Here is a 20,941-nt window from a genome sequence, read left to right on the forward strand (position 1 = left end):
GCCTCCCGTCACGGTTCCCTGACGAGGCATACGGGTGGCCGATGTGTCCGGTTCAGCTCAGTTCGTCGAGGGCCTTCACGACGCTGAACACCACCTCGGGGTGGCCGAGCGGCAGCGGCGCCGGGACGCGGTCGTCCGGCGTGTCGTGGCTGCGGGCGACGACCCGTGCGAACGGTTCGTCGACGTCGACCTCCGGGTCGACCAGCAGGACCGAGCGGACCAGGTCCTCGTGGCGGCGCACGAGGTCGATCACGTCGGCCGCGATCGGGCCGCTCGAGACCACGTCGAGCACCGGCTGGGTCTCGTTCCGGTGCCTGGTCAGCACGGTGTCCACAGTGGACTGCCAGCCGGGTGCGGCAGGCACGCGCAGCCACACGATTCGCATCCGGTCCGTCAGCTCGCGCCAGGTCGCCGGAATCTCGTCGTGCACGGCCTCACCGGCTGGATCGATCACGAGGACCGTGGGGGATCCGGCGGGTCCGTCGACGACGACGCCGGGCCCGGTCGCCCTGGTGGGCTCATCGAAATCGCGCATGGCACGGGTTACCCGGCCTGGTCGTGGTTTGCACCCAGTACCACTGCGGCCGGGTGGTCCGGTGCGAACAGGACCACCTCGTGTGCGTGGACTTGTTGACGGACACCGATTTCCGGTCCACGGTCCGTGACTGCTTGACCGCTTTCCGAACTCAGGTTTATGGTCTAGACCACACCGAAACTTGATCGGCGAGCGATCCAGAGCGCTCCCGGTTCCCACCCCTGCACGGGGCTCACCCCGCCTGGGAACGATCCAAGGAGTTCGGACGATGAAACTCACCCGAAAAGCGGCGCTGGTCACGGCCGCGATCCCAGCACTCGTGCTCATCACGCCGGTCGGTTCGGCCAGCGCGCACGGTTACGTGTCGTCGCCGGCCAGTCGTGCCGCGCAGTGTGCGGCAGGCGTCCTCGACTGCGGCCCCACCGGTCCCCGTTACGAACCGCAGAGTGCGGAAGGTCCCAAGGGTCAAACGACCTGCAGTGGTGGCACCCGCCAGGACTTCGAGGTGCTCAACGACGACAACAAGGGCTGGAAGGTCACCAACGTCGGCAGCACCATGACGGTGACCTGGACCTTCACCGCCCGGCACGCCACGCGCGACTACGAGTACTTCATCGGCAACACGCGCGTCGGCTTCGTCGCCGGCAACAACCAGCAGCCGAACAACCCGACCTCCCACTCGATCAACCTGGGCGGGTTCACCGGTCGCCAGAAGCTGCGCGCCGTGTGGAACATCGGCGACACGGTGAACGCGTTCTACTCGTGCATCGACATCAACATCGGTGGCGGCCCGACGAACCCTCCCACCACCACGACGACCACTCCTCCTCCGACGACCACGACCACGACCACGACGAACCAACCTCCCGTTGGTGGCACGTGGGCGCCGAACACCGCGTACGCGACCGGTGCGACGGTCACCTACGACGGTGTGTCCTACCGCTGCCGTCAGGCGCACACGTCACTCGTCGGCTGGGAGCCGCCGAACGTGGCCGCGTTGTGGGAGCGGATCTGATCCGATGAGGCGCTCGGTGATCGCGATTGCGGCCGCGGTCCTGGCGCTGGCGGGGTGCGGCGGAGAGGCGATCGTGCCGGAGGGCCAAGGAGCCCACGGGCACGGTGCCAGCACCGCCGCACCACCCGTTCCCGCCGCCAGCGCGAGGTTCAACGACGCGGACGTGACGTTCGTGCAGATGATGGTGGACCACCTGCAGCTCGGCATCAGCCTCTCCCAGGTGGCGCTGGCGAAGGCCACCAGGCAGGAGGCGAAGAACCTCGCGGGTGCGATCAACACGACCCAGCGGGAGGAACTCGCCACGCTGAAGTCCTGGTTGAAGCTGTGGGGCAAGTCTGAGAGCGGCGGTGCGGACCTGCACGCCGCGCACGGCGGCCAGCCGTTGCTCGACGACAAGGTCATCGACGGCACGAAAGAGAAGAACGGCGCCGAGTTCGACCTGACGTTCCTCAACCTGATGGCCGGGCACCAGGGTGCGGCGGTGGAGATGGCGCTCGCGGCGAAGAAGGACGGCCAGAACCCGGAGACCGCGGCCTACGCGGAGCGGGTCGTCAGCACCCGGCAGGGCCAGGTCTCGCAGATCTTGAAGATCATCAGCGAACCGTAGGCGTTCGGTCAGCGGCCCGGCGTTCCCTTCCCGTCATGGACGTTTTGATCTCGGGAGCGGGCATCGCCGGGCCCGCGCTGGCCTTCTGGTTGTCGCGCTTCGGCTTCTCGCCAACGGTCGTGGAGCGGGCGCCGTCGTTGCGCAGCGGTGGTCAGGCCGTGGACTTCCGCGGCGAAGTGCACCTGTCCGTGCTGCGGCGGATGGGCGTGCTCGACGCGGTGCTGGCCGCGCGGACCTCACCGCGGGACATGGTGTTCCGCGGTGTCGACGGACGCGAACGGGCACGGCTGCCCGCGTCGTTCACCGCCGGGGAGGTCGAGATCCCCCGCGGCGACCTGTCACGGCTGCTGCACGAGCACAGTGCAGCGGACGCGGAGTACGTGTTCGGCGACTGGATCACGTCGCTGCACGACGACGGCCGCGGTGTCGACGTGACGTTCGCGCGTGGCCCGTCCCGCCGGTTCGACTTCGTGATCGGCGCGGACGGGATGCGGTCGGGGGTGCGGCGGCTGGTGTTCCCCTCGTACCGGCCGAAGTTCCAGGGCTACTACTTCGCGATCTGGGACGCCGACGGTGACGACAGGGACCTGACGTGCTCGCCGGGAGTGGTGAGCGCGCCGGGGTGGCTGATGTACAAGTCCTCGGTGCCGCCGGAGCTCATGCCGTTCGAGGTCATCGCGCCGGGCGTCTACTTCGACTCGATCAGCCAGGTCCGGATGCCGTCGGTCAGCTCGGGACGCGTGACGTTGATCGGGGACGCCGGGTACGGCTCCACGCTGGGAGGCATGGGAACCGGGCTCGCGGTCGTCTCGGCCTACGTGCTGGCGGGTGAGATGGCGGCGGGAGGTGACGCCTTCGCCCGGTACGAAGCACTGATCGGGCCGTACGCACGCGGATCCCAGGGCAATCCGGGGATGTTCCTCGCGCCGGCGACCCGGCTCGGAATGTGGGCGCGCGACAGGATGTTCGGGTTGCTGCCGAAGATGCCGATGGTCGCGCGGATGGACATGCGGGCGGCGACCGCGATCAAACTTCCCGACTACGCGCCAGTTCGCTGAGCGCCTCTTCGACGTGCTGCTTGGCCGCGGCGTGCATCCACCCGAAACCGAGCTCGCGTTGCGCCTCCCGCAGCAGCTGTTCGGCCCTGGCCGGATCGCCCCTGCGCTGGGCGATCTTGGCCAGGCCGGTGTTCGCGAGCGCCCGCGTCGCGGACAGCCCCGCCCGCGTCGCCAGGTCCAACGCCTGCAGGTACTCGCGTTCGGCCTGGTCGGGGTCGAGGTCGAGCAACCGGTCGGCCCGTCGCCCGCGCAGCTCGGCGAGCTCCTCCACGGCCCCCAGCTCACCCACGGCCAGCAGAGCCTCGTCGGTCAGCGCCAGAGCCTCGTGCGGGTCTTCGGTGAGGGTGGCCAGCAGGTCCAGGATCTGCGCCGCGCCCCAGCGTTCGCCCAGGTCCTGGAAGTACCGGAGCGCCGAGCGGCAGTGCTGGATCGCCGCCGCCCGGTCGCCGTCCGTCGCCCAGCCGAGGTAGGCGTTGCTGAAACCGACCAGGCCCTTGATCCACGGGTCGTCACTGCGCTCCACCTCGTCCTGCAGCTCGGTGCGCGGTGCGTCGGGCTCGGGAGGGCCGGCGAGCATGGCCCACGCGATGAGCACGAACGGTTGCTTGATCGGGCCGCGCAGTTCCGCCAGCTTGCTCTGCACGCGCTCCGGGGCGGCCAAGGAGAGCAGGATCGCGTACTCCTCTGTGGACTGTTCCGGTACTCGTGCGACGAGTTTCTCTGCCATGCCGCGAACTTCCGTGCGGCTGCCCTTCAGGTACCAGTACCACGACAGTGCGGAGACCAGCCGCAGCGCCAGCTCCGGATCGTGCTCGGTCGCCCACTCGACGGCCTGCAGGAAGTTCGCGTGCTCCGCGGTCAGCCGGGCGAACCACCGCACCTGGTTGCGTTGCCGCAGCTCGGGATCCGCGCGCCGGGCGAGGGCGAGGAAGTACGCGGCGTGCTCCGCGTCGACGCGTTTGTGCTCCGAGCAGAACTCGCGGATGGTCTCCAGCATGCGGTAGCGGCCGTCCGCGGCCTCCACCAACGACTTGTCCACCAACGCGTCCAGCACCTCGACGTCGTGCCGGCCCACCTGCTCCACGGCCTCCAGCGTCGCGCCACCGCTGAAGGTGGCGAGCGACGCGGCCAGGTCGCGTTCGTCCTCGGACAGCAGGTCCCAGCTCCACTCCACGACCGCGCGCAGCGTCTGGTGGCGTGGTGCGGCGGCGCGGTTTCCCTTGGTGAGCAGGCGGAAGCGGTCGTTCAGCCGGTCCGCGATCTCCTCGGTCGTCAACGCTCGCGTGCGCGCGGCGGCGAGTTCGATCGCGAGCGGGAGCCCGTCCAGCTCCCGGCAGATGTCGGTGGTGTGCTGGTCCCGCACGAACGCCGGGTTCACCAGCCGTGCGCGGTCGACGAACAGCGCCACGCTCTGCTCGGGATCGAGCGGCGGCACCGGGCACAGCGTCTCGCCCGTGATGCCCAGCGGTTCGCGGCTCGTGGCCAGGATCCGCAACGAGGGACACGTGCTCAACAGGTGCTGTGCCAGCTGGGCTGCCTGCACGATCACGTGTTCGCAGTTGTCCAGGATCAGCACGGTGTCGCGCTCGCGCAACGCCAGAGTCAGCCGGTCTTCCGGTGACAGCACGGTTTCCTTGAGCCCCAACGCCTGCAACGCGGCCGCCGCGACGTCCTTCACGGGCGCCAGGTCGACGAAGATCGCGCCCGCGCCGGCGCTCTGCAGGGCGAGCCTGGTCTTGCCCGCGCCGCCGGGGCCGGTCAGCGTGACCAGTCTGGCGGTCAGCGTGGCGATCCGTCGCAGTTCCTCTTGTCTGCCAATGAAACTGGTGAGCTGCGCCGGGAGCTCCCGCTGGGACTGGCCGCGCAGGACCTGGACGTGGATGGCGCGCAGCTCGGATGACGGGTCGGTGCCGAGCTCGTCGGCCAGCAGCGCTCGCGCGTCCTCGAACGCCTGGAGCGCCTCGGCTTGCCGGCCCTGCTGGTTCAGCGCCTGCATCAGAAAACCGCGCAGGCGTTCGTCCAGAGGGTTCTGCCGCACCAGGTCCTGGATCTCCTGCACGTCGGCCTTGCCGAGACGCAGGCGCGCGGCGATCAGCGAGCTCACCGCCGAGGACCGCTGCTGTTCGAGCCGGGTCGCGTGATCCGCGGCGTCGACGTCGGCGAGTGCCGGACCCCGCCAGAGCTGAAGTGCTTCGGACAAAAGGGATTCCGCCGCCTGAGCGTCACCCTGCTCCAGGGCCTGCCGGCCTTCGGTGACGAGCGTGGCGAACCGGCAGGCGTCGACCTGGTCCGGTTCGAGTGCCAGGCGGTACCCGGCGGGGTGGAACTCGATCAGCTCGGCCCGTCCGAGCGCCCTGCGCAACCGCGAGACCTGGCCCTGCAAGGCGTTCGCGGCGTCGGACGGCGGCTGGGCGCCGTAGAGTTCGTCGATCAACCGGTCGAGCGGGACGATCTCACCCACCCGCATCGCCAGCATCGCGAGCAGGGTGCGCGGACGTGGCCCACCCACCGCGACCTTGCCGTCCGGGGAATGCGCCTCAACGGGCCCGAGAATGCCGACGTGCACGACGTCAGCGTACGAACCGTCCGGGACTCGTACCCAGGACACGGCGAAAATGGCGCGTGAGGTGCGACTGGTCGTGGAACCCGGCCAGCACCGCCGCTTCCGCCGCCGGCCGTCCCTCCACGAGGTACCCGCGGGCGAGATCCACCCGGCGCCCGGTCAGGTACCGGTGCGGCGGCAACCCGAACTGCCTGCTGAACGCCCGCACCAGGTGCGTCTGGCTGGTCTGCAGCAGGTCGGACGCCTCGGCCAGCGAGATCCCGCCCGGAAGTGACGCGTCCAGCAGCTGCCGCAGCCGGTCGGCGAGCGTCGGATCCGCGTGCACGGCCGGTTCGGTGCCCGCGAAGTGGTGCGTGAGGCGTTCGGTGATCAACGCCAGCCGGCTCGACGCCTCGAACGGCTCGTCCAGCGCCAGGTGCAGCTGGTGCACGCGCTGACGCAGCAGCGGGTCGACGAGCATCGGGGTGTCGACGGCCTTGCCGATCAGACCGGACGGCAGCACCGAGTCGTCGAGGTAGAGCACGCGCTTGTGGAAGCCGGTCGGGTACGCGGACCGTCCGTCGTGCGGCACGTGCGGCGGCAACAGCGTGACGCCGTGCACGAGAGCGCCGTGCTCGTGACGGTCCAGTTCGTAGCGCACGGCACCCGTGTCGAGCAGCATCAACGTCCACGCGTCGTGCGTGTGCGTGGGGTAGACGTGCGTGGTGAAGGAGGCGTGGAAGACCTCCCTGATGCCTTCCACCGCCGGTCGCCAGGCGGCCGTGCTCATGTCAAAAACGTACAAGACCCGTGAGTGTGATGCCCGCGATCGTGGACCTCATGTTCGACACCAAGATCGCTGTGTTGCTGCGGGACGACCTGGCCGGCTGGCAGGCGCTGAACGTCGTCGCCTTCCTCGTCAGCGGCCTGCCCGACGAGCTCAGGGGCGAGCCGTACATCGACGCCGACGACGTGAACTACCTGCCGATGTTCGGCCAGCCGGTGGTGGTGTTGCAGGGTGGCCAGGCGTTGCTCAAGAAGGCGCACGAGCGCGCGTTGAACCGCAACCAGCCTATGGCGATCTTCACCGCCGACCTGTTCGCGACCGGCAACGACGACGACAACCGCGCTGCTGTCCGCAAGGTGCACACGCAGGACCTGGACCTCGTCGGCATTGCGGTGCACGGGCAGAAGAACGCCGTCGACAAAATCTTCAAGGGCGCGCGCATGCATCCGTGATTGACTCTGATCATGCTCGCCCTGTTCGAGGAGTCCAGGCCGCGGCTGGAGGCGATCGCGTACCGGCTGCTGGGTTCGGCGGCCGACGCGGAAGACGCGGTGCAGGACACGTACCTGCGCTGGCAGGCCGCCGACCACGACGTCGTCGAGGTGCCGGAGGCGTGGCTGACGAAGGTGCTCACCAACCTCTGCCTCAACCGGCTCACGTCGGCGCGGGCCAGGCGCGAGACCTACGTGGGCCAGTGGCTGCCGGAGCCCGTCTTCGCGGGTGACCGCATGCTCGGGCCGTCCGAGACGGTCGAGCAGCGCGAATCCGTCTCGATCGCGATGCTCACGCTGATGGAACGGCTCTCGGCCAACGAACGAGTCGTGTACGTGCTGCGTGAAGCGTTCGGTTACGCGCACGGCGAGATCGCCGAGATCCTCGACCTCACCGAGGCGAACTGCCAGCAGATCTACCGGCGCGCCAAGCAGCACCTCGCCACCGGCCGCACGCGCGTGGAGGTGGACGCGGCCGGTGCGCGCAAGATCGTCGAGGAGTTCCTCGCGGCGGCGCTCAGCGGCAACACCGACTCGCTCGTGAAGCTGCTCGCCGACGACGCGATCAGCGCGGGCGACGCGGGTGGCGTGTTCGTCAGCCTGCCGAAGCCGATCACTGGTGCGCTGAAGATCGCGAGGTTCCTGCGCACCCTGTTCACCCCCGACGAGGACAAGCGGGGGCTGGTCGGCGGCCGTCTCGAGTTCTTCGCCGAGATCGTCAACGGAGTCCCCGCGCTGGTGCTCGTGGTCGGTGAGCGGGTCTTCGTCGTCATCACCCTCGAAGTGACCACCGACGGCATCACGGCCGTCCACACCCAGGCCAACCCGGCCAAACTCGACCACGCCACGCGGCAGTGGGCCACGATCGACCGCGGAGAACCACTCCCCGCGGACTGGTGACCCAGCTCACAGCCAGCTCCTGTCAGGTTTCGCGCCGCTGTCCGGTTCAGGTTTCGACACCAGCCAGACAGGAGCGAAACCATGAAGCACCGCATCGTCGTTCTCGGGGCCGGATACGCCGGAGCCAACGCGGCAGGCCGCCTCGCCAGGCGACTGCACCCCGCCGACACCGAGATCACCCTCGTCAACGCCGACGCGGAGTTCGTCGAGCGGGTGCGCCTGCACCAGCTCGCGACCGGCCAGGACCTGAAGGTCCGCAAGCTGGCCGACGTCTTCGCGAATACCGGCGTGCGGGTGCGCGTGGCACGGGTCGCCGCCGTCGACGCCGAACGCAAGATCGTGAGCACCGACGACGGCGACATCGCCTACGACACGCTCGTCTACGCCCTCGGCAGCACCGCCGCGGACGTTCCCGAGCACGCCCACAACATCGCGGGCAAGCAGTCCGCACTGCGGCTGCGCGCACGGCTGGAGGAACTCGGCGCCGGCGCGACCGTGCTCGTCGTCGGTGGCGGTCTCACCGGCATCGAGGCGGCCACCGAGATCGCCGAAGCCAGGCCGGACCTCGACGTCTCGCTCGCCACCCGTGGCGACCTCGGCGACTGGCTGAGCGAGAAGGCCCGGCAGCACCTGCGCACCGTGTTCGACCGGCTCGGCATCACCGTGCACGTCCACACCGACGGTGGCGCGCTCGACGCCGACGTGACGGTGTGGACGGCGGGGTTCGCGGTCCACCCGATCGCCGCCGCCACGACCCTGGAGGTCTCGCCGTCCGGTCAGATCGTGGTGGACGAGACCATGCGGTCCGTCTCGCACCCGGACGTGTACGCCGTGGGCGACGCCGCGTTCGCCGTCGGTGGGAGCGGTCAGCCGTTGCGGATGTCGTGCGCCTCGGGCGTTCCGACGGCGCACCTGGCAGCCGACGCCATCGCCGCGCGCCTGACGGGCCGCGAGGTCCCGGAGAACAAGATCGGGTACAGCGGGCAGTGCATCAGCCTCGGCCGCAGTGACGCCCTGGTGCAGTGGGTGACCCCTGACGACCAGCCCAAGCCGTCCGCTCTCACCGGCAAGATGGCCGTGCGGGTCAAGGAGCTCATCTGCAGGAGCGCAGCCTGGAGCGTCTCGCACCCGACGGTGATGATGCCGTCGCGTCGGCGGCGGGTCACCACGGCCAGCGCAGTGCTCGAATCCGCGCTCTAATTCGTGCGTGATCAAGCTGCTGCGGATGGCCGTGTTCCTGCTGGTTCTTTCGGCAGAGGTCTACCTGATCGTGGCGCTGGGGGACCGGTTCAACCCGGCCAACCACTTCAGCTACTTCACCGTGCTCTCGAATGTCTTCGCCGGCGTGGTGGCCCTGCTGGGAGTGTTCAGCCCGGTGTCGGCGCAGATCAGGGGCGCGGCCGTGCTCTACATGACCACAACGGGCATCGTCTACGCGCTGCTGCTGCGTGGGGTCGACGTGCAGACACCTGCTTACGCGAACTGGGTGCTGCACGTCGTCGTCCCGGTTCTCGTAGTGGTGGAGTGGCTCCTCGCGCCGGAACGCACCACACGGGCGTGGACCTGGTTGGCCTTCCCTCTTACCTACCTGACGTACACGTTGGTGAGGGGCCCGATCGTCGATTGGTACCCGTACCCGTTCCTCGACCCGCGCCAGAACGGGTCCGGCGAGGTTCTCCTGAGCTGCGTGTTCGTCGCGGTGATCATCGCCGCGCTGGCGTACGCCGTGTCGTGGATCGGCACCAAATTGGCCCAAAGAAGCGGCGCAGTCTTGTCCCACGACTAGGGCCAATAATCGCCTTACGGTCAGAGTCATGACCAGGCGACTCGCGTACGCACAGCTGACGAACTCCATCGGTGACGGCGGGTTCCTCGTCGTTTCGGCGTTGTACTTCACCCAGATCGTCGGCCTGAGCGCGGCACGGGTCGGCCTCGCGCTGACCCTCGCGTGGGGCGTGGGTGCCGTCGCGGGCGTCGCCCTCGGCCACGTCGCCGACCGGCTCGGCCCGCGCACCACCGCCGTCGTGCTGGCCGCGGCGACGGCGGTGAGCATCGGGGTCCTGCTCTTCACCCGGCACTTCGCGGTGTTCGTGCTGGTCATGTGCCTGTACGCGAGCTTCCAGAGCGGGCTGCAGGCCTCCAGGCAGGCACTCCTCGCCGGGCTCACGACGCCGGAGGAACGCACCCGAGCCCGCGCCCGCATCCAGTCCACGGCCAACGCGGGCATCGCGATCGGCGCCGCGGCAGGTGGGTTCGCACTGCACCTCGGCACCGAGACCGCCTACACGGCCGTGTTCGTGCTCGACGCCCTCAGCTTCGTCGCCGCGGCCGCGATCCTGAGCACGCTGCCGGAGACCGTGATGACCCGCGCCAAGGGCAAGTTCGACGTGCTGAAGGACCGCCCGTACGCCCTGATCACGTTGATCAACGCCGTGATGCTGCTCTACATGCCGCTGCTGAGCCTGATCATCCCGCTGTGGATCGTGCAGCGGACCGAGGCGCCGACGTGGCTCGCCGCCGCGCTGCTGGTGCTCAACACGGCCGCCGTCGTGCTGTTCCAGGTCCGGATCGCCAAGCGTGCCAACGGTCTCGGCTCCGCGTCCAGGCTCGTGCGGCACGCCGGACTGATCATGCTCGCGTCCTGCGCGGTCTTCGCGGTGACGGCGTTCAGCCTCGGCGCGTGGAAGGGCGCGGCGTTGCTGATCGTCGCCGCCGCGTTGCAGGTGCTCGGCGAGATGATGCTCGCCTCCGGGGCGTGGGAGATCAGCTTCTCCCTCGCGCCCGCCGACCGGCAGGGCCAGTACCAGGGCTTCTTCGCGACCGGAACGGCAGTCGCGCGCATGGTCGGCCCCGCGCTGCTCACCACCGTCGTCCTCGGCTGGGGCTCGCTCGGGTGGCTCGCGGTCGGCGGGCTGTTCGTCGTGGCCGGTTACGCGATGGGACCCGCGGTGCGCTGGGCCCGCGAGAAGAACTCCACCAGCACCGGTGCCGCGGCCGACGCCTTGAGCATGTGCGTCTGACCCGGCAGCTCCTGGTACTCGACGTCCCCGAGGACCTCCGCGACGTTCTTCATCGTGTTGCGCAGGTACTCGGGGCTCTTGCCGCCGTTCATGACGAGCGTCGGCACCTTGATGTTCCAGCGGTTCGCGGGCAACGGCTCGCCGCGGCCGTCGTCGCCGAGGAGGCGCAGGTCCCACGGCAGGGTGTGCGCGACCAGCTTGAGCTTCTTCCACACCGGGGTCAGCTTCATGATCGCGAGACCGATGCCGGGCACGCCGACCATCTTCATGAACATCGTCACCGCGGCGGAACGCTCGCCACGCGCGATGAGTCCGTCCATCGTGGCCACGACGTCGGCTGGGCGCGGGGTGTACGTGTCGTCCACGACCATGGGCAGCTCGTAGAGCGCGAGCCGGGTGATGGTCGGCAGCTTCGTCGCCGCCTCCAGCGCCAGCACCGCGCCGGAGGACTGCCCGAACACGAACGCGCTGCCGCCGGCCTCCTTCACCAGCGCGTCGAGGTCGTCGATCTCGTTCTGGAGCGACCACGGCGTGGCGCCGTCGCCGGTCTCGCCGCGGCCGCGCCGGTCGTAGGTGTAGACGGTGAAGTTCTTGTCCAGCACGGACGCCAGCTCGGTCGACGGGCCGAACATCCGGTGGCACATCGCGCCGTCCACGAGGACCAGCGCCGGTCCTGAACCGGTGACCGAGTAGGCGATCTCCGTGCCGTCGGCCGAGGTCGTGAAGCGCGTCATTTCTGCTCTCCCAGGGTGGTGTCGAGGAAGCTCTGCCAGTCCTGCTCGGACTCGGTGCCCTCGAAGACGTGGTGCGCGGCGATGAACGGGCCGAAGAACCCGCGCATGAAGCGGTACATGCCCTTGTCGGTGCGCAGACCGAGCGTGTGGGCGTTGCGGTGGTACTCGACGGCGTCCGGGAGCTTGTCGGCCAGCGCCGCGTCGAGCTTCTTCCAGGCCTCGTCCCAGTCGCTGACCATCGGCCCGAAGACCGTCAGCGGACGGGCCGTGCGGCCGGCGAAGTGGTGCAGGTACTCGCTCAGCGTGCTCCGGAACAGCGCGCCGCCCAGCGTCATGGCCTCGAACTCGTCGGCCCAGTCGTCGCCGGGCAGGAAGCCGCTCGTGACCATCCGCAGCACGGTGCTGCCGTGCTCGCGGCCCTCGACGAGGAACTCGTAGGCGATGAACCTGCCGTCGGGCGCCTCACCGCTGTTGTAGGCGAAGCGGTGCGGCGGTTCGGACGCGGTGATCTCGCTCGTCGGCTGGTACCCGCCGAACGCCATCTTGACCTGGCCGTTCGCGACCTCGTTGCGGCCCATGAACCACGAGTCGATGCCCGGCCCCGTCGCGATGGCCGTCCAGACGTCCTCGACCGAGGCCGGCACCTCGATGTCGTCTGTGCTCTCGAACGCGTGGCCCATCAGCTCGCTCCTGTCTGGTTCGTGGATGGTCCCATCCTGCCGCCGACGATTCCATTCGTCAAGACAGTCTCTCTAGTCTTGACAAAAAAACTTGTCGGTGGTTCCGTTCTCGCCACAACCTCAGGAGGAACCCATGTCCCGCATCGCGTGCGGCGTCGTCGCCGGCCCGCTCTACCTCGTCACCGGCTACGCCCAGGCCTTCACCCGCGAGGGCTTCGACCCGTCGCGGCACCCGTTCAGCATGCTCAGCCTCGGCTCGCTGGGCTGGATCCAGATCGCCAACTTCATCGTGAGCGGTGCCCTGTTCGTCATCGCCGCCACGGGCATGGCGAAGCACACGAAGTGGGGCGCGCGCCTGATCGGGCTCATGGGTGTGGGGATGATCCTCGGCGGCGTGTTCGTCGCCGACCCGGGCCTGGGCTTCCCCGCGGGAGCACCGGAGGGCCCGCCGGCGTCGATGTCGTGGCACGGCGCGCTGCACGCGGTGGCGTTCGGCCTGGCCATGATCGGCTGGATCGGCGCGTGCTTCGTGTTCGCGCGTAGGCTCGGAGGATGGCTGGCGGTGATGAGCGGCCTGACGGGCGTGCTCCTGATGGTGCCGATGGCGTTCCTGGGCAACCCTTCGGGCACCGTGCTGCTCTACGTCGTGGCGACGATCGGCTGGCTGTGGACCTCGGTCGTGTCCCTGAAGCTGAACCGGCCTGCCTTCTCGAGCTGATCTGCCCGGAGTGCGGGCGCGTCACCACCGACGAGGACGCGCCCGGATGTGAGGCCTGCCGTCAGCCGACGAGCTGATGCGCGTGCATCTTGCTGATGTCGTAGGAGACACCGCAGAACGTGCACTGCAGGCCGTACCTGCTGCTGATGGTGAACAGCGGGATGAAGAAGATCGTCGGCTTCGTGTAGCGACGGAAGAGGTTGTGCGCGGCCTGGTGGTGGCAGTGCCCGCACACCAGCGTCAGCATCCTCAGCTGCTCGATCGTGGTTCGCCAGCCGAAAATCACCATCTGCGCTCCTTTGGTCGGCTGTCTCTTTGACGTGTGAAGTCCGGTTCGCGTTGCGCCTGAGGTTCACTCCGCGACAGGCCGGGTAACCGGGACTGCATGAGCGACGTGCAGGACGAACTGCTGCGGACGTTGACCAAAGTCGCCAACGCCCTGCGCAGCGCGGAGATCCCGTTCGCCCTCACGGGCGGGTGCGCCGGCTACGCGCGTGGTGGTCCGGCGAGCGAGCACGACGTCGACCTCCTGGTGCGCGAGCAGGACGCCGCCGAGGCCGTGCGGGTGCTGGTGCAGCGCGGGTTGCGTGCTGCGGAGCCTCCTGAGGACTGGCTGCTCAAGGTCTACGACGGTGATTCGTTGGTGGACCTGCTGTTCCGGCCGAACGAGCGGCCCGTCACCGACGAGACCCTCGCGATGGCCGAGGAGATGCCGGTCGGTTCCGTGATGTTGCCGGTGATGCCCGCGACGTTCGTGCTGAGCAGCAAGTTGCTCGTGCTGGACGGGCACCGCTGCGACTTCAGCGAGCTGCTGCCGTTCGCCCGCGCGCTGAGAGAACAGATCGACTGGGAGCAGGTGCGCGAGGAGACCAAGCACTCGCCGTACGCCGAAGCGTTCCTGGTGCTCATCGAACGCCTGGACATCATCGGGAGGGGCCATGAGTTCCGAGCAGTACCTGGCGGCAAATCTGCGTAGGGCGGTGGCGGAGGATCCCAGAACGGCCGAGCTCGGCGTGCGGATCACGGTTCGGGGTGATCACGTGATGCTGTCCGGCGACGTGGCGTGCGCCGACCGCCGGGCCGCGCTGGAAGAGGTGCTGCACGAGGCCGCGCCAGAACTCACGATCTTCAACGACGTCCGGGTGACCCCGGCCGGTGAGCCGGACGGTGAGGAGGACCTCCGATGATCCGGGTCGCCGCTGTCGGGGACGTGCACCTCGGCGAGGACATGCGAGGCCGGCTGCGGCCCGCGCTGGAGAAGGTCGGCGAGCACGCCGACATCCTGTTGCTGGCCGGTGATCTCACCCGGCACGGCACGGTGAGCGAGGCGCAGGTGGTCGCGGACGAGTTCGCGGACCTGCCGGTGCCGGTCGTCGCCGTGCTCGGCAACCACGACCACCACGACGACAAGCCGCTCGAGGTCACGAAGACCTTGGAGGACAAGGGCATCCACGTGCTGGAGGGCACGACGTTCACCCACCGCGTGAACGGCTGCTCGATCGGTGTCGCGGGCGTGAAGGGCTTCGGCGGAGGGTTCGCGGGCAAGTGCGGGAGCGCGTTCGGCGAGCGCGAGATGAAGGCGTTCATCCAGCACACCTGTGACATCGCGGAGAACCTCGAAGGCGCACTGTCCGAACTGGACACCGACATCAAGGTCGCGCTGACGCACTACGCGCCCGTGCCGGACACGTTGCGCGGTGAGCCGCCGGAGATCTACCCGTTCCTCGGCTCCTACCTGCTCGGCGAGGCGATCGACGCGACCGGCACGCATCTCGCGGTGCACGGCCACGCGCACTTCGGCACCGAGCAGGGCATGACGCCCGGCGGGGTCCGGGTCCGCAACGTCGCTCAGCCCATCATCCGCACCGCGTACACGGTCTACGTGTTGGAAGGAAGCCACTCATGACCGTGGGGGACTTCATCGTGCAACGCCTGCGCGACTGGGGAGTCGAGCAGGTGTTCGCGTATCCCGGTGACGGCATCAACGGAATCGTGGCGGCGTTCGGCAAGGCGGACAACGATCCGAGGTTCATCCAGACCCGCCACGAGGAGATGGCCGCGTTCGCCGCAGTCGGCTACGCCAAGTTCAGCGGCGACGTCGGCGTGTGCCTCGCGACGTCGGGGCCCGGCGCGATCCACCTGCTCAACGGCCTGTACGACGCGAAGCTCGACCACGTGCCGGTCGTCGCGATCGTCGGCCAGACCGCCCGCACCGCGCAGGGCGGCAGCTACCAGCAGGAGGTCGACCTCCACTCGCTGTTCCGCGACGTCGCCTCGTACCTCGTCGACGTGACGGTGCCGGAACAGCTGCCCAACGCGCTGGACCGGGCGATGCGCACGGCCCAGGCCGACCGCGCACCGGCCGTGGTGATCATCCCGAACGACGTGCAGGAGCAGGAGTACGAGCCGCCCAAGCACGAGTTCAAGTACATCCCGTCGAGCCCGCCGTCCCGGCCGTCGTCGTGCGTCGTGCCGGCGAACGACGAGGTGCGGCGTGCGGCCGACGTGCTGAACACCGGTGAGAAGGTCGCGATCCTGATCGGCCAGGGCGCTCGCGGGGCGGCCGCCGAGGTGCGCGAGGTGGCGGACCTGCTCGGCGCCGGCGTCGCGAAGGCGTTGCTGGGCAAGGACGTGCTGCCCGACGACCTGCCGTACGTGACGGGCTCGATCGGGTTGCTCGGCACCAGGCCGTCGTACGAGCTGATGCGCGACTGCGACCGGCTGCTGATCGTCGGCTCGAACTTCCCGTACTCGCAGTTCCTTCCCCAGTACGGCAAGGCGCGCGGTGTGCAGATCGACGTCGACGGCCGGGCGATCGGCATGCGCTACCCGACCGAGGTCAACCTCGTCGGCGACGCGCGGGAGACGTTGCGCTCGCTGATCCCGTTGCTGGAGCGCAAGACCGACCGTTCGTGGCGCAACACGATCGAGTCGAACGTCGAGCGCTGGTGGGAGGTCGTGGAACGGCAGGCGCAGGTGCCCGCCGACCCGGTCAACCCGATGCGGATCGTCTCCGAGCTGTCGAAACGCCTGCCCGCCAACGCGATCGTCACCGCCGACTCCGGTTCCGCGACCAACTGGTACGCCCGGCTGCTGCGGATCAAGGAGGGCGTGCGGTCGTCGTTGTCCGGCACGTTGGCCACGATGGGCTGCGCTGTCCCGTACGCGCTGGGCGCCGCGTTCGCCCAACCGAACCGGCCGCTGATCGCGTTGGTCGGTGACGGCGCGATGCAGATGAACGGCATGGCGGAGTTGTTGACGCTGCGCCGTTACGGCATCCGGTGCGTCGTGTGCGTGTTCCACAACAACGACCTCAACCAGGTCACGTGGGAGCTGCGCGCGATGGGTGGCGCGCCGAAGTTCGATGAGTCGCAGTCGCTCCCGGACGTGTCGTACGCGGCCTACGCGCGTTCGATCGGCTTGCAGGGCATCGAGGTCAACGACCCGAACCAGCTCGGCACGGCGTGGGAGACGGCGCTCGCGTTCGAGGGCTCGACCGTGCTCGACGTGCGCTGCGACCCGAACGTGCCGCCGATCCCGCCGCACGCGACGTTCGACCAGATCAAGGACATGACCGAGGCGGTGCTGCGCGGCGATCCCGATGCCTGGGAGGTGCTGCGCCGCGGCCTGCAGACCAAGATTCAGGAGTTCCTGCCGTGAAGCTGGGCTATTTCCTTTCCTCGGAAGAACACGGACCTCGTGAGCTGGTCCGGCACGCGAAGATGGCCGAAGAGCACGGCTTCGAGGCGTTGTGGATCTCCGACCACTACCACCCGTGGAACGACGAGCAGGGCCAGTCGCCGTTCGTGTGGGGCACGATCGGCGCGTTGTCCGAGGCGGTGTCGCTGCCCATCACGACGGCCGTGACGTGCCCGACCGTCCGCATCCACCCGGCGGTCATCGCTCAGGCCGCGGCCACCGCGGCGGTGCAGACCGAGGGCCGTTTCACGCTCGGCGTGGGCAGCGGTGAGGCGTTGAACGAGCACGTGCTGGGCGACCACTGGCCGTCCGCGGACGTGCGGCTGGAGATGCTGGAGGAGGCGATCGGCCTCATTCGCACGCTGCACCAGGGCGACGAGGTCACCCACCACGGCAAGCATTACACCGTGGAGAACGCGCGCGTCTACACCGCGCCCGAACGCCCGGTGCCGATCTACGTGTCCGCGTTCGGCCCGAAGGCGGTCGAGCTCGCGGCCCGCTGCGGTGACGGCTACGTCTGCGTCGGCCCGGCCGGCGACCTGGTGAAGAAGTACCGCGCCGAGGGCGGTCGCGGACCGGCGCAGAGCGGGCTCAAGGTCTGCTACGGCGAGGCCGAAGAGGACGCTGTCGCCACCGCGCACCGCTTGTGGCCCAACGACGGCCTGCCCGGTGAGCTGGCCCAGGTGCTGCCGACGCCGAAGCACTTCGAGCAGGCCTCGGAGCTCGTCACGCCGGAGATGATCGGTTCGTCGATCCCGTGCGGACCGGATCCCCAGCGGTACGCAGAGAAGATCAAGGAGTTCGCCGACGCCGGGTTCGACGAGGTCTACGTGCAGCAGATCGGCAAGAACCAGCAGGAGTTCTTCGAGTTCTGGGCCAAGGAGGTCACGCCGCTGCTCGATGTTTGACGGCGGGAGCGCAGGGCACCCGGTCCTATGAGGAGATTCCTGCGCGAGCACAGCCTGACGCTCGTTTTCGCCGGTTTGTTCCTCGCGGCGCTGGTAGGCCAGTTCTTCGCCGGGCACGCCGACTACAACGAGCGTCAGGCTGCGCTGGGTCAACCCCTGGAGACCCTTGGCTCGTACCTGTTCTCCGCCGACTTCCTGGTCGACGTCGTGGAGAACTGGCAGTCCGAGTTCCTCGCGATCGCGTCGATAGCGATTCTCAGCGTCTACCTGCGTGAGCGCGGATCGTCCGAGTCGAAGCCGGTGGGCGCGGCGCACTCGGTGAGCGACGAGTCAGGCTAGCTCGACCCACTGCGAACGCCATTCGGGCGCGTCGAACTTCTGCGAGTAGTACCGGGTGTCGCGCAGGATCCGCCCGTCGACGTCGAGCTCCCACACGACGATGACGTGCCAGATCTCGTCGCCGTAGTCGTTGATGCCCTCGACGACCCAGAACCGGCCGGAGCCCACCACCCGCCTGAGCGTGATGGCCGGCGGTTTCGGGAAGCTGCTCTGCATGGCGAGCATGTTGTCCCGCCCCCGGACGCGTTCGCCGGACTGCGGCATCTCCATCACGTAGTCAGGTGACCGCAGCTCGTACTCGGACTGCGCGTCGAGCTGACCGAACAGGAGCTCGACGCCCTCGCGCATCGCGGCGGCGTCGTCGGTCTGAGCAGCGCGGCGGAACAGCTCCAGGGCTCGGTTCATCCCCGGAGTCTGCTCCGCCGCGCCTCTTCAGGCAGCGCGACCACCTTCTCGGGCCGTCAACCGCCGCCTAGGCGAGGATCTCGCCGACCGTGCCGGCACCCACGGTCTTGCCGCCCTCGCGAATCGCGAAGCCCAGCCCGGTGTCCATCGCCACCGCCTTGCCCAGCTCCACCGTGACCTCGACGGTGTCACCTGGCAGGGCCAGCGTCCTGTCGAGCTCCACCACGCCGACGACGTCGCCGGTGCGGAAGTGGAACTGCGGGCGGTAGTTCGACGTGATACCGGTGTGCCGGCCGCCCTCCGCGTGGGACAGCAGGTACACCGACGCGCGGAACCGGGTGTGCGGCGCCACGCTGCCCGGCAGGGCCAGGACCTGGCCGCGCCGGACCTCGCCGCGCTTCACGCCCCGCAGCAGCACCGCGGCGTTGTCTCCCGCCTGGGCCTGCCGCATGGGCTTGCCGAACGTCTCGATGCCCGTGGCGACACTCGACACGGCCGCGCCGAGACCGAGCACCTCGACCGCGTCGCCGACGCCGAGCACGCCGCGTTCCACCGCACCGGTCACGACCGTGCCGCGACCGGTGATGGTCAGGACGTTCTCGATCGGCATCAGGAACGGTCCGGTGACGTCCCGCTCCGGCACCGGGATGTGCTCGTCCACGGCCTCCAGCAACGAGACCACGGACTTCACCCACACCGGGTCGCCCTGCAACGCGCGCAGGCCGGACACCCGCACGACCGGTGTGGCATCGCCGTCGAAGCCGTACTGGGAGAGCAGGTCGCGGATCTCCAGCTCCACCAGGTCGAGCAGCTCCGGGTCGCTCACCGCGTCGGCCTTGTTCAGCGCCACCACCACGTGCGGCACGCCCACCCGATGCGCCAGCACGACGTGCTCACGCGTTTGCGGCATCGTGCCGTCCTCCGCGGACACCACGAGGATCGCGCCGTCCAGCTGCGCCGCACCCGTGATCATGTTCTTCACGTAGTCGGCGTGGCCGGGCATGTCGACGTGCGCGTAGTGACGCGTCGGCGTCTCGTACTCGACGTGCGCGATGTTGATCGTGATGCCGCGGGCCAGCTCCTCCGGCGCGCGGTCGATGCGGTCGAACGCCGTGAAGGTCGTGCCCGAAGGGTCCATTTCGGACAGAACCTTGGTGATGGCCGCGGTGAGGGTCGTCTTCCCGTGGTCGACGTGGCCCATGGTGCCGATGTTGAGGTGCGGCTTGGCGCGCACGAACTCCTGCTTCATTTCCTTCGTCCTCGTGGCTGGCGGAGTTCAGAACCTGTGGACCGCTACAACCCTCCTCCAGTGGTCCTGAAGGAGCGGACTGGAGAAGGGTCAGAGTCGGGCGCCGGCCAGCTGTGCCGAGGCAACGGCGAGCGCGCCCGCAGGAACACCTGCGAACGTGTTGTGCTCAGCCGTCAGGAACATGCCGATGATCGTGACAGGGGCCTAGTCCGCTGTCACCTGTATTTCCGCGAGTTCGCGTCGGTCATCCGGTCAACCGCTCGCGCCGAATTCGGCGAAGCCCAATTCGGCGCGAGCGATTCGGCCGGATGACCGACTTCAAGGCGAACTCGCCGCCGTCTCCGGAGGAGCGGCCATCGAACACAGCCGGATCAGCGCTCGCGCGGCGGGGCTGTGCGGGCCTTCCGTGCGCCACGCGAAGGCGAGCCGGCCGCGCGGTGACGGGTCGGTGATCCGCACGGCGTGCAGGCCTTCGGTCATCGACGACGCCAGGATCGCCGGTCCGAGCCCGCGTTGCGCCAGCGTGATCACCATCGCTGGTGCGGACGCCTCGAACGCGATGCGCGGGCGGCGGGCACCACAGGCCTCTTCCAACGCGCCGCGCAACCCGGTGCCCGGCGGCAGGCTGATCAGCCCGCGCTCCAGCAGCTCGTCCAGCGGAACGGATTCCCTTCCGTGCCAAGGATCACCGGGAGCGACCGCGGCCACGAGCGGTTCGTCGGCCAGGACCCGCACCGACAGTCCCGTCGGCGCATCACCGGCGTACCCGATCAGGGCGAAGTCCAGCGAACCGTCCACAAGGGACGAGATCAGCGCATCGGAGTTGGCCTCCGCCAACGTGATCTCCACGCCGGGGTGCAGCGCGTGGAACGACGACAGCAGCTCCGGCAGGTCCATGATCCCGCACGACACGACCATCCCGACCCGCACGACACCGCGCACCAGCCCGGCCATCTCCTCGACCGTCCGCTTCGCCGACTCCACCGACCGCAACGCGGCTCGCGCCAGCGGCAGCACCGCGGCGCCGACCTCGGTGACCGTGACGGTGCGTCCCGACCGGTCCAGCAGGTCGTGGCCCAGCTCCCGTTCCAGCCGCCGGATCTGCGCGCTGACACCGGGCTGCGCGACGTGCACCCGTTCGGCCGCGCGCGTGAACGAGGCTTCCTCGACGACCGCGACGAAGTACTCCAGCTGCCGAAGCTCCATAACCATCAATTATAGGGGCGAGCACAACTAGATCTTGGACATATAGCC

At 69.0% G+C, this 20,941-nt stretch carries 24 protein-coding genes; 15 read left to right on the plus strand and 9 right to left on the minus strand.

Annotation, left to right across the window (positions count from 1 at the left end; all coding sequences use genetic code 11):
• Positions 1–52: 52 nt before the first annotated feature.
• Complete coding sequence (locus tag AOM45_RS11100) at positions 53–535, minus strand: hypothetical protein (RefSeq protein ID WP_030467468.1); 483 nt, start codon at positions 533–535, stop codon at positions 53–55.
• A gap of 268 nt (positions 536–803) precedes the next feature.
• Between AOM45_RS11100 and AOM45_RS11105 the strand changes: the two genes are divergently transcribed.
• The 3 genes from AOM45_RS11105 to AOM45_RS11115 are packed head-to-tail and all read left to right on the plus strand — an operon-like array spanning position 804 to position 3,215.
• Positions 804–1,550 (plus strand): lytic polysaccharide monooxygenase, encoded by a 747-nt coding sequence (locus tag AOM45_RS11105; RefSeq protein WP_051783289.1) that lies wholly within the window; start codon positions 804–806, stop codon positions 1,548–1,550.
• A 16-nt stretch (positions 1,551–1,566) separates the two neighbouring features.
• On the plus strand, positions 1,567–2,157 hold the full coding sequence (locus tag AOM45_RS11110; protein ID WP_051783287.1) for a DUF305 domain-containing protein: 591 nt from the start codon (positions 1,567–1,569) through the stop codon (positions 2,155–2,157).
• A gap of 35 nt (positions 2,158–2,192) precedes the next feature.
• The gene (locus AOM45_RS11115; protein ID WP_030467465.1) at positions 2,193–3,215 is read left to right on the plus strand and encodes an FAD-dependent monooxygenase; all 1,023 of its coding nucleotides are present in this window, start codon (positions 2,193–2,195) and stop codon (positions 3,213–3,215) included.
• Here AOM45_RS11115 and AOM45_RS11120 read toward each other — a convergent pair.
• Positions 3,184–5,781 (minus strand): ATP-binding protein, encoded by a 2,598-nt coding sequence (locus AOM45_RS11120; protein ID WP_051783285.1) that lies wholly within the window; start codon positions 5,779–5,781, stop codon positions 3,184–3,186. The two genes, AOM45_RS11115 and AOM45_RS11120, sit on opposite strands and share 32 nt — an antisense overlap.
• 4 nt (positions 5,782–5,785) lie before the next feature.
• Positions 5,786–6,547 carry an AraC family transcriptional regulator gene (locus tag AOM45_RS11125; RefSeq protein WP_030467463.1) on the minus strand — a complete coding sequence of 254 codons (762 nt, stop codon included), beginning with the start codon at positions 6,545–6,547 and terminating at the stop codon, positions 5,786–5,788.
• Positions 6,548–6,576: 29 nt separating this feature from the next.
• On the opposite strand from AOM45_RS11125, the gene AOM45_RS11130 reads away from it, so the two are divergent.
• The 5 genes from AOM45_RS11130 (at position 6,577) to AOM45_RS11150 (ending at position 10,955) form a co-directional block, all read left to right on the plus strand.
• On the plus strand, positions 6,577–6,996 hold the full coding sequence (locus AOM45_RS11130; protein ID WP_030467462.1) for a DUF2000 domain-containing protein: 420 nt from the start codon (positions 6,577–6,579) through the stop codon (positions 6,994–6,996).
• 12 nt (positions 6,997–7,008) lie between these two features.
• Complete coding sequence (gene sigJ, locus AOM45_RS11135; protein ID WP_082157633.1) at positions 7,009–7,935, plus strand: RNA polymerase sigma factor SigJ; 927 nt, start codon at positions 7,009–7,011, stop codon at positions 7,933–7,935.
• A gap of 81 nt (positions 7,936–8,016) precedes the next feature.
• Positions 8,017–9,135 carry an NAD(P)/FAD-dependent oxidoreductase gene (locus AOM45_RS11140; RefSeq protein ID WP_030467460.1) on the plus strand — a complete coding sequence of 373 codons (1,119 nt, stop codon included), beginning with the start codon at positions 8,017–8,019 and terminating at the stop codon, positions 9,133–9,135.
• Between the two features lie 7 nt (positions 9,136–9,142).
• Positions 9,143–9,721 carry a Pr6Pr family membrane protein gene (locus AOM45_RS11145; RefSeq protein WP_051783284.1) on the plus strand — a complete coding sequence of 193 codons (579 nt, stop codon included), beginning with the start codon at positions 9,143–9,145 and terminating at the stop codon, positions 9,719–9,721.
• Positions 9,722–9,749: 28 nt separating this feature from the next.
• Positions 9,750–10,955 carry an MFS transporter gene (locus tag AOM45_RS11150; protein WP_051783282.1) on the plus strand — a complete coding sequence of 402 codons (1,206 nt, stop codon included), beginning with the start codon at positions 9,750–9,752 and terminating at the stop codon, positions 10,953–10,955.
• Here AOM45_RS11150 and AOM45_RS49375 read toward each other — a convergent pair.
• Together AOM45_RS49375 and AOM45_RS11160 are read right to left on the minus strand one after the other, a co-directional pair.
• Positions 10,865–11,689: an alpha/beta fold hydrolase gene (locus AOM45_RS49375; RefSeq protein WP_030467457.1), complete on the minus strand. Its 825-nt coding sequence runs from the start codon at positions 11,687–11,689 to the stop codon at positions 10,865–10,867. The genes AOM45_RS11150 and AOM45_RS49375 overlap by 91 nt on opposite strands.
• Positions 11,686–12,369, minus strand: a complete 684-nt coding sequence (locus tag AOM45_RS11160; protein WP_030467456.1) for an SRPBCC family protein — start codon at positions 12,367–12,369, stop codon at positions 11,686–11,688. The genes AOM45_RS49375 and AOM45_RS11160 overlap by 4 nt, the downstream gene beginning before the upstream one ends.
• 133 nt (positions 12,370–12,502) lie before the next feature.
• On the opposite strand from AOM45_RS11160, the gene AOM45_RS11165 reads away from it, so the two are divergent.
• The gene (locus AOM45_RS11165) at positions 12,503–13,087 is read left to right on the plus strand and encodes a DUF998 domain-containing protein (RefSeq protein WP_035910115.1); all 585 of its coding nucleotides are present in this window, start codon (positions 12,503–12,505) and stop codon (positions 13,085–13,087) included.
• A gap of 61 nt (positions 13,088–13,148) precedes the next feature.
• Here the strand turns inward: AOM45_RS11165 and AOM45_RS11170 are convergent, their stop codons facing one another.
• Positions 13,149–13,376, minus strand: a complete 228-nt coding sequence (locus tag AOM45_RS11170) for a zinc-ribbon domain-containing protein (RefSeq protein WP_030467454.1) — start codon at positions 13,374–13,376, stop codon at positions 13,149–13,151.
• Between the two features lie 96 nt (positions 13,377–13,472).
• Here AOM45_RS11170 and AOM45_RS11175 point away from each other — a divergent pair, with 96 nt between their 5' ends.
• From AOM45_RS11175 to AOM45_RS11200, 6 genes are read left to right on the plus strand one after another with little or no spacing between them, the layout of a single operon-like run.
• Positions 13,473–14,063, plus strand: coding sequence for a nucleotidyltransferase family protein (locus AOM45_RS11175; protein ID WP_030467453.1), 591 nt, complete (start codon positions 13,473–13,475; stop codon positions 14,061–14,063).
• Positions 14,026–14,274 carry a hypothetical protein gene (locus AOM45_RS11180; RefSeq protein ID WP_030467452.1) on the plus strand — a complete coding sequence of 83 codons (249 nt, stop codon included), beginning with the start codon at positions 14,026–14,028 and terminating at the stop codon, positions 14,272–14,274. Before AOM45_RS11175 ends, AOM45_RS11180 begins: the two co-directional genes overlap by 38 nt.
• Positions 14,271–14,993, plus strand: coding sequence for a metallophosphoesterase family protein (locus tag AOM45_RS11185; RefSeq protein WP_030467451.1), 723 nt, complete (start codon positions 14,271–14,273; stop codon positions 14,991–14,993). Before AOM45_RS11180 ends, AOM45_RS11185 begins: the two co-directional genes overlap by 4 nt.
• Entirely contained in the window at positions 14,990–16,747 is a 1,758-nt protein-coding gene (locus AOM45_RS11190) for a thiamine pyrophosphate-requiring protein (RefSeq protein WP_030467450.1), read from the plus strand. The genes AOM45_RS11185 and AOM45_RS11190 overlap by 4 nt, the downstream gene beginning before the upstream one ends.
• Positions 16,744–17,694 (plus strand): TIGR03557 family F420-dependent LLM class oxidoreductase, encoded by a 951-nt coding sequence (locus tag AOM45_RS11195; RefSeq protein ID WP_030467449.1) that lies wholly within the window; start codon positions 16,744–16,746, stop codon positions 17,692–17,694. The genes AOM45_RS11190 and AOM45_RS11195 overlap by 4 nt, the downstream gene beginning before the upstream one ends.
• A gap of 27 nt (positions 17,695–17,721) precedes the next feature.
• On the plus strand, positions 17,722–18,033 hold the full coding sequence (locus tag AOM45_RS11200) for a DUF6766 family protein (protein WP_051783281.1): 312 nt from the start codon (positions 17,722–17,724) through the stop codon (positions 18,031–18,033).
• Here AOM45_RS11200 and AOM45_RS11205 read toward each other — a convergent pair.
• From AOM45_RS11205 to AOM45_RS11215, 3 genes are all read right to left on the minus strand, one after another.
• A complete protein-coding gene (locus AOM45_RS11205; RefSeq protein WP_201779934.1) occupies positions 18,025–18,438 on the minus strand; it encodes a hypothetical protein in 414 nt (137 codons plus the stop codon). The two genes, AOM45_RS11200 and AOM45_RS11205, sit on opposite strands and share 9 nt — an antisense overlap.
• A gap of 67 nt (positions 18,439–18,505) precedes the next feature.
• Positions 18,506–19,687 carry an elongation factor Tu gene (tuf, locus tag AOM45_RS11210; protein ID WP_030467446.1) on the minus strand — a complete coding sequence of 394 codons (1,182 nt, stop codon included), beginning with the start codon at positions 19,685–19,687 and terminating at the stop codon, positions 18,506–18,508.
• 318 nt (positions 19,688–20,005) lie between these two features.
• Entirely contained in the window at positions 20,006–20,893 is an 888-nt protein-coding gene (locus AOM45_RS11215) for a LysR family transcriptional regulator (RefSeq protein ID WP_051783279.1), read from the minus strand.
• Positions 20,894–20,941 lie beyond the last annotated feature (48 nt).

This window comes from Lentzea aerocolonigenes (genome assembly GCF_000974445.1).
Lineage (GTDB): Bacteria > Actinomycetota > Actinomycetes > Mycobacteriales > Pseudonocardiaceae > Lentzea > Lentzea aerocolonigenes.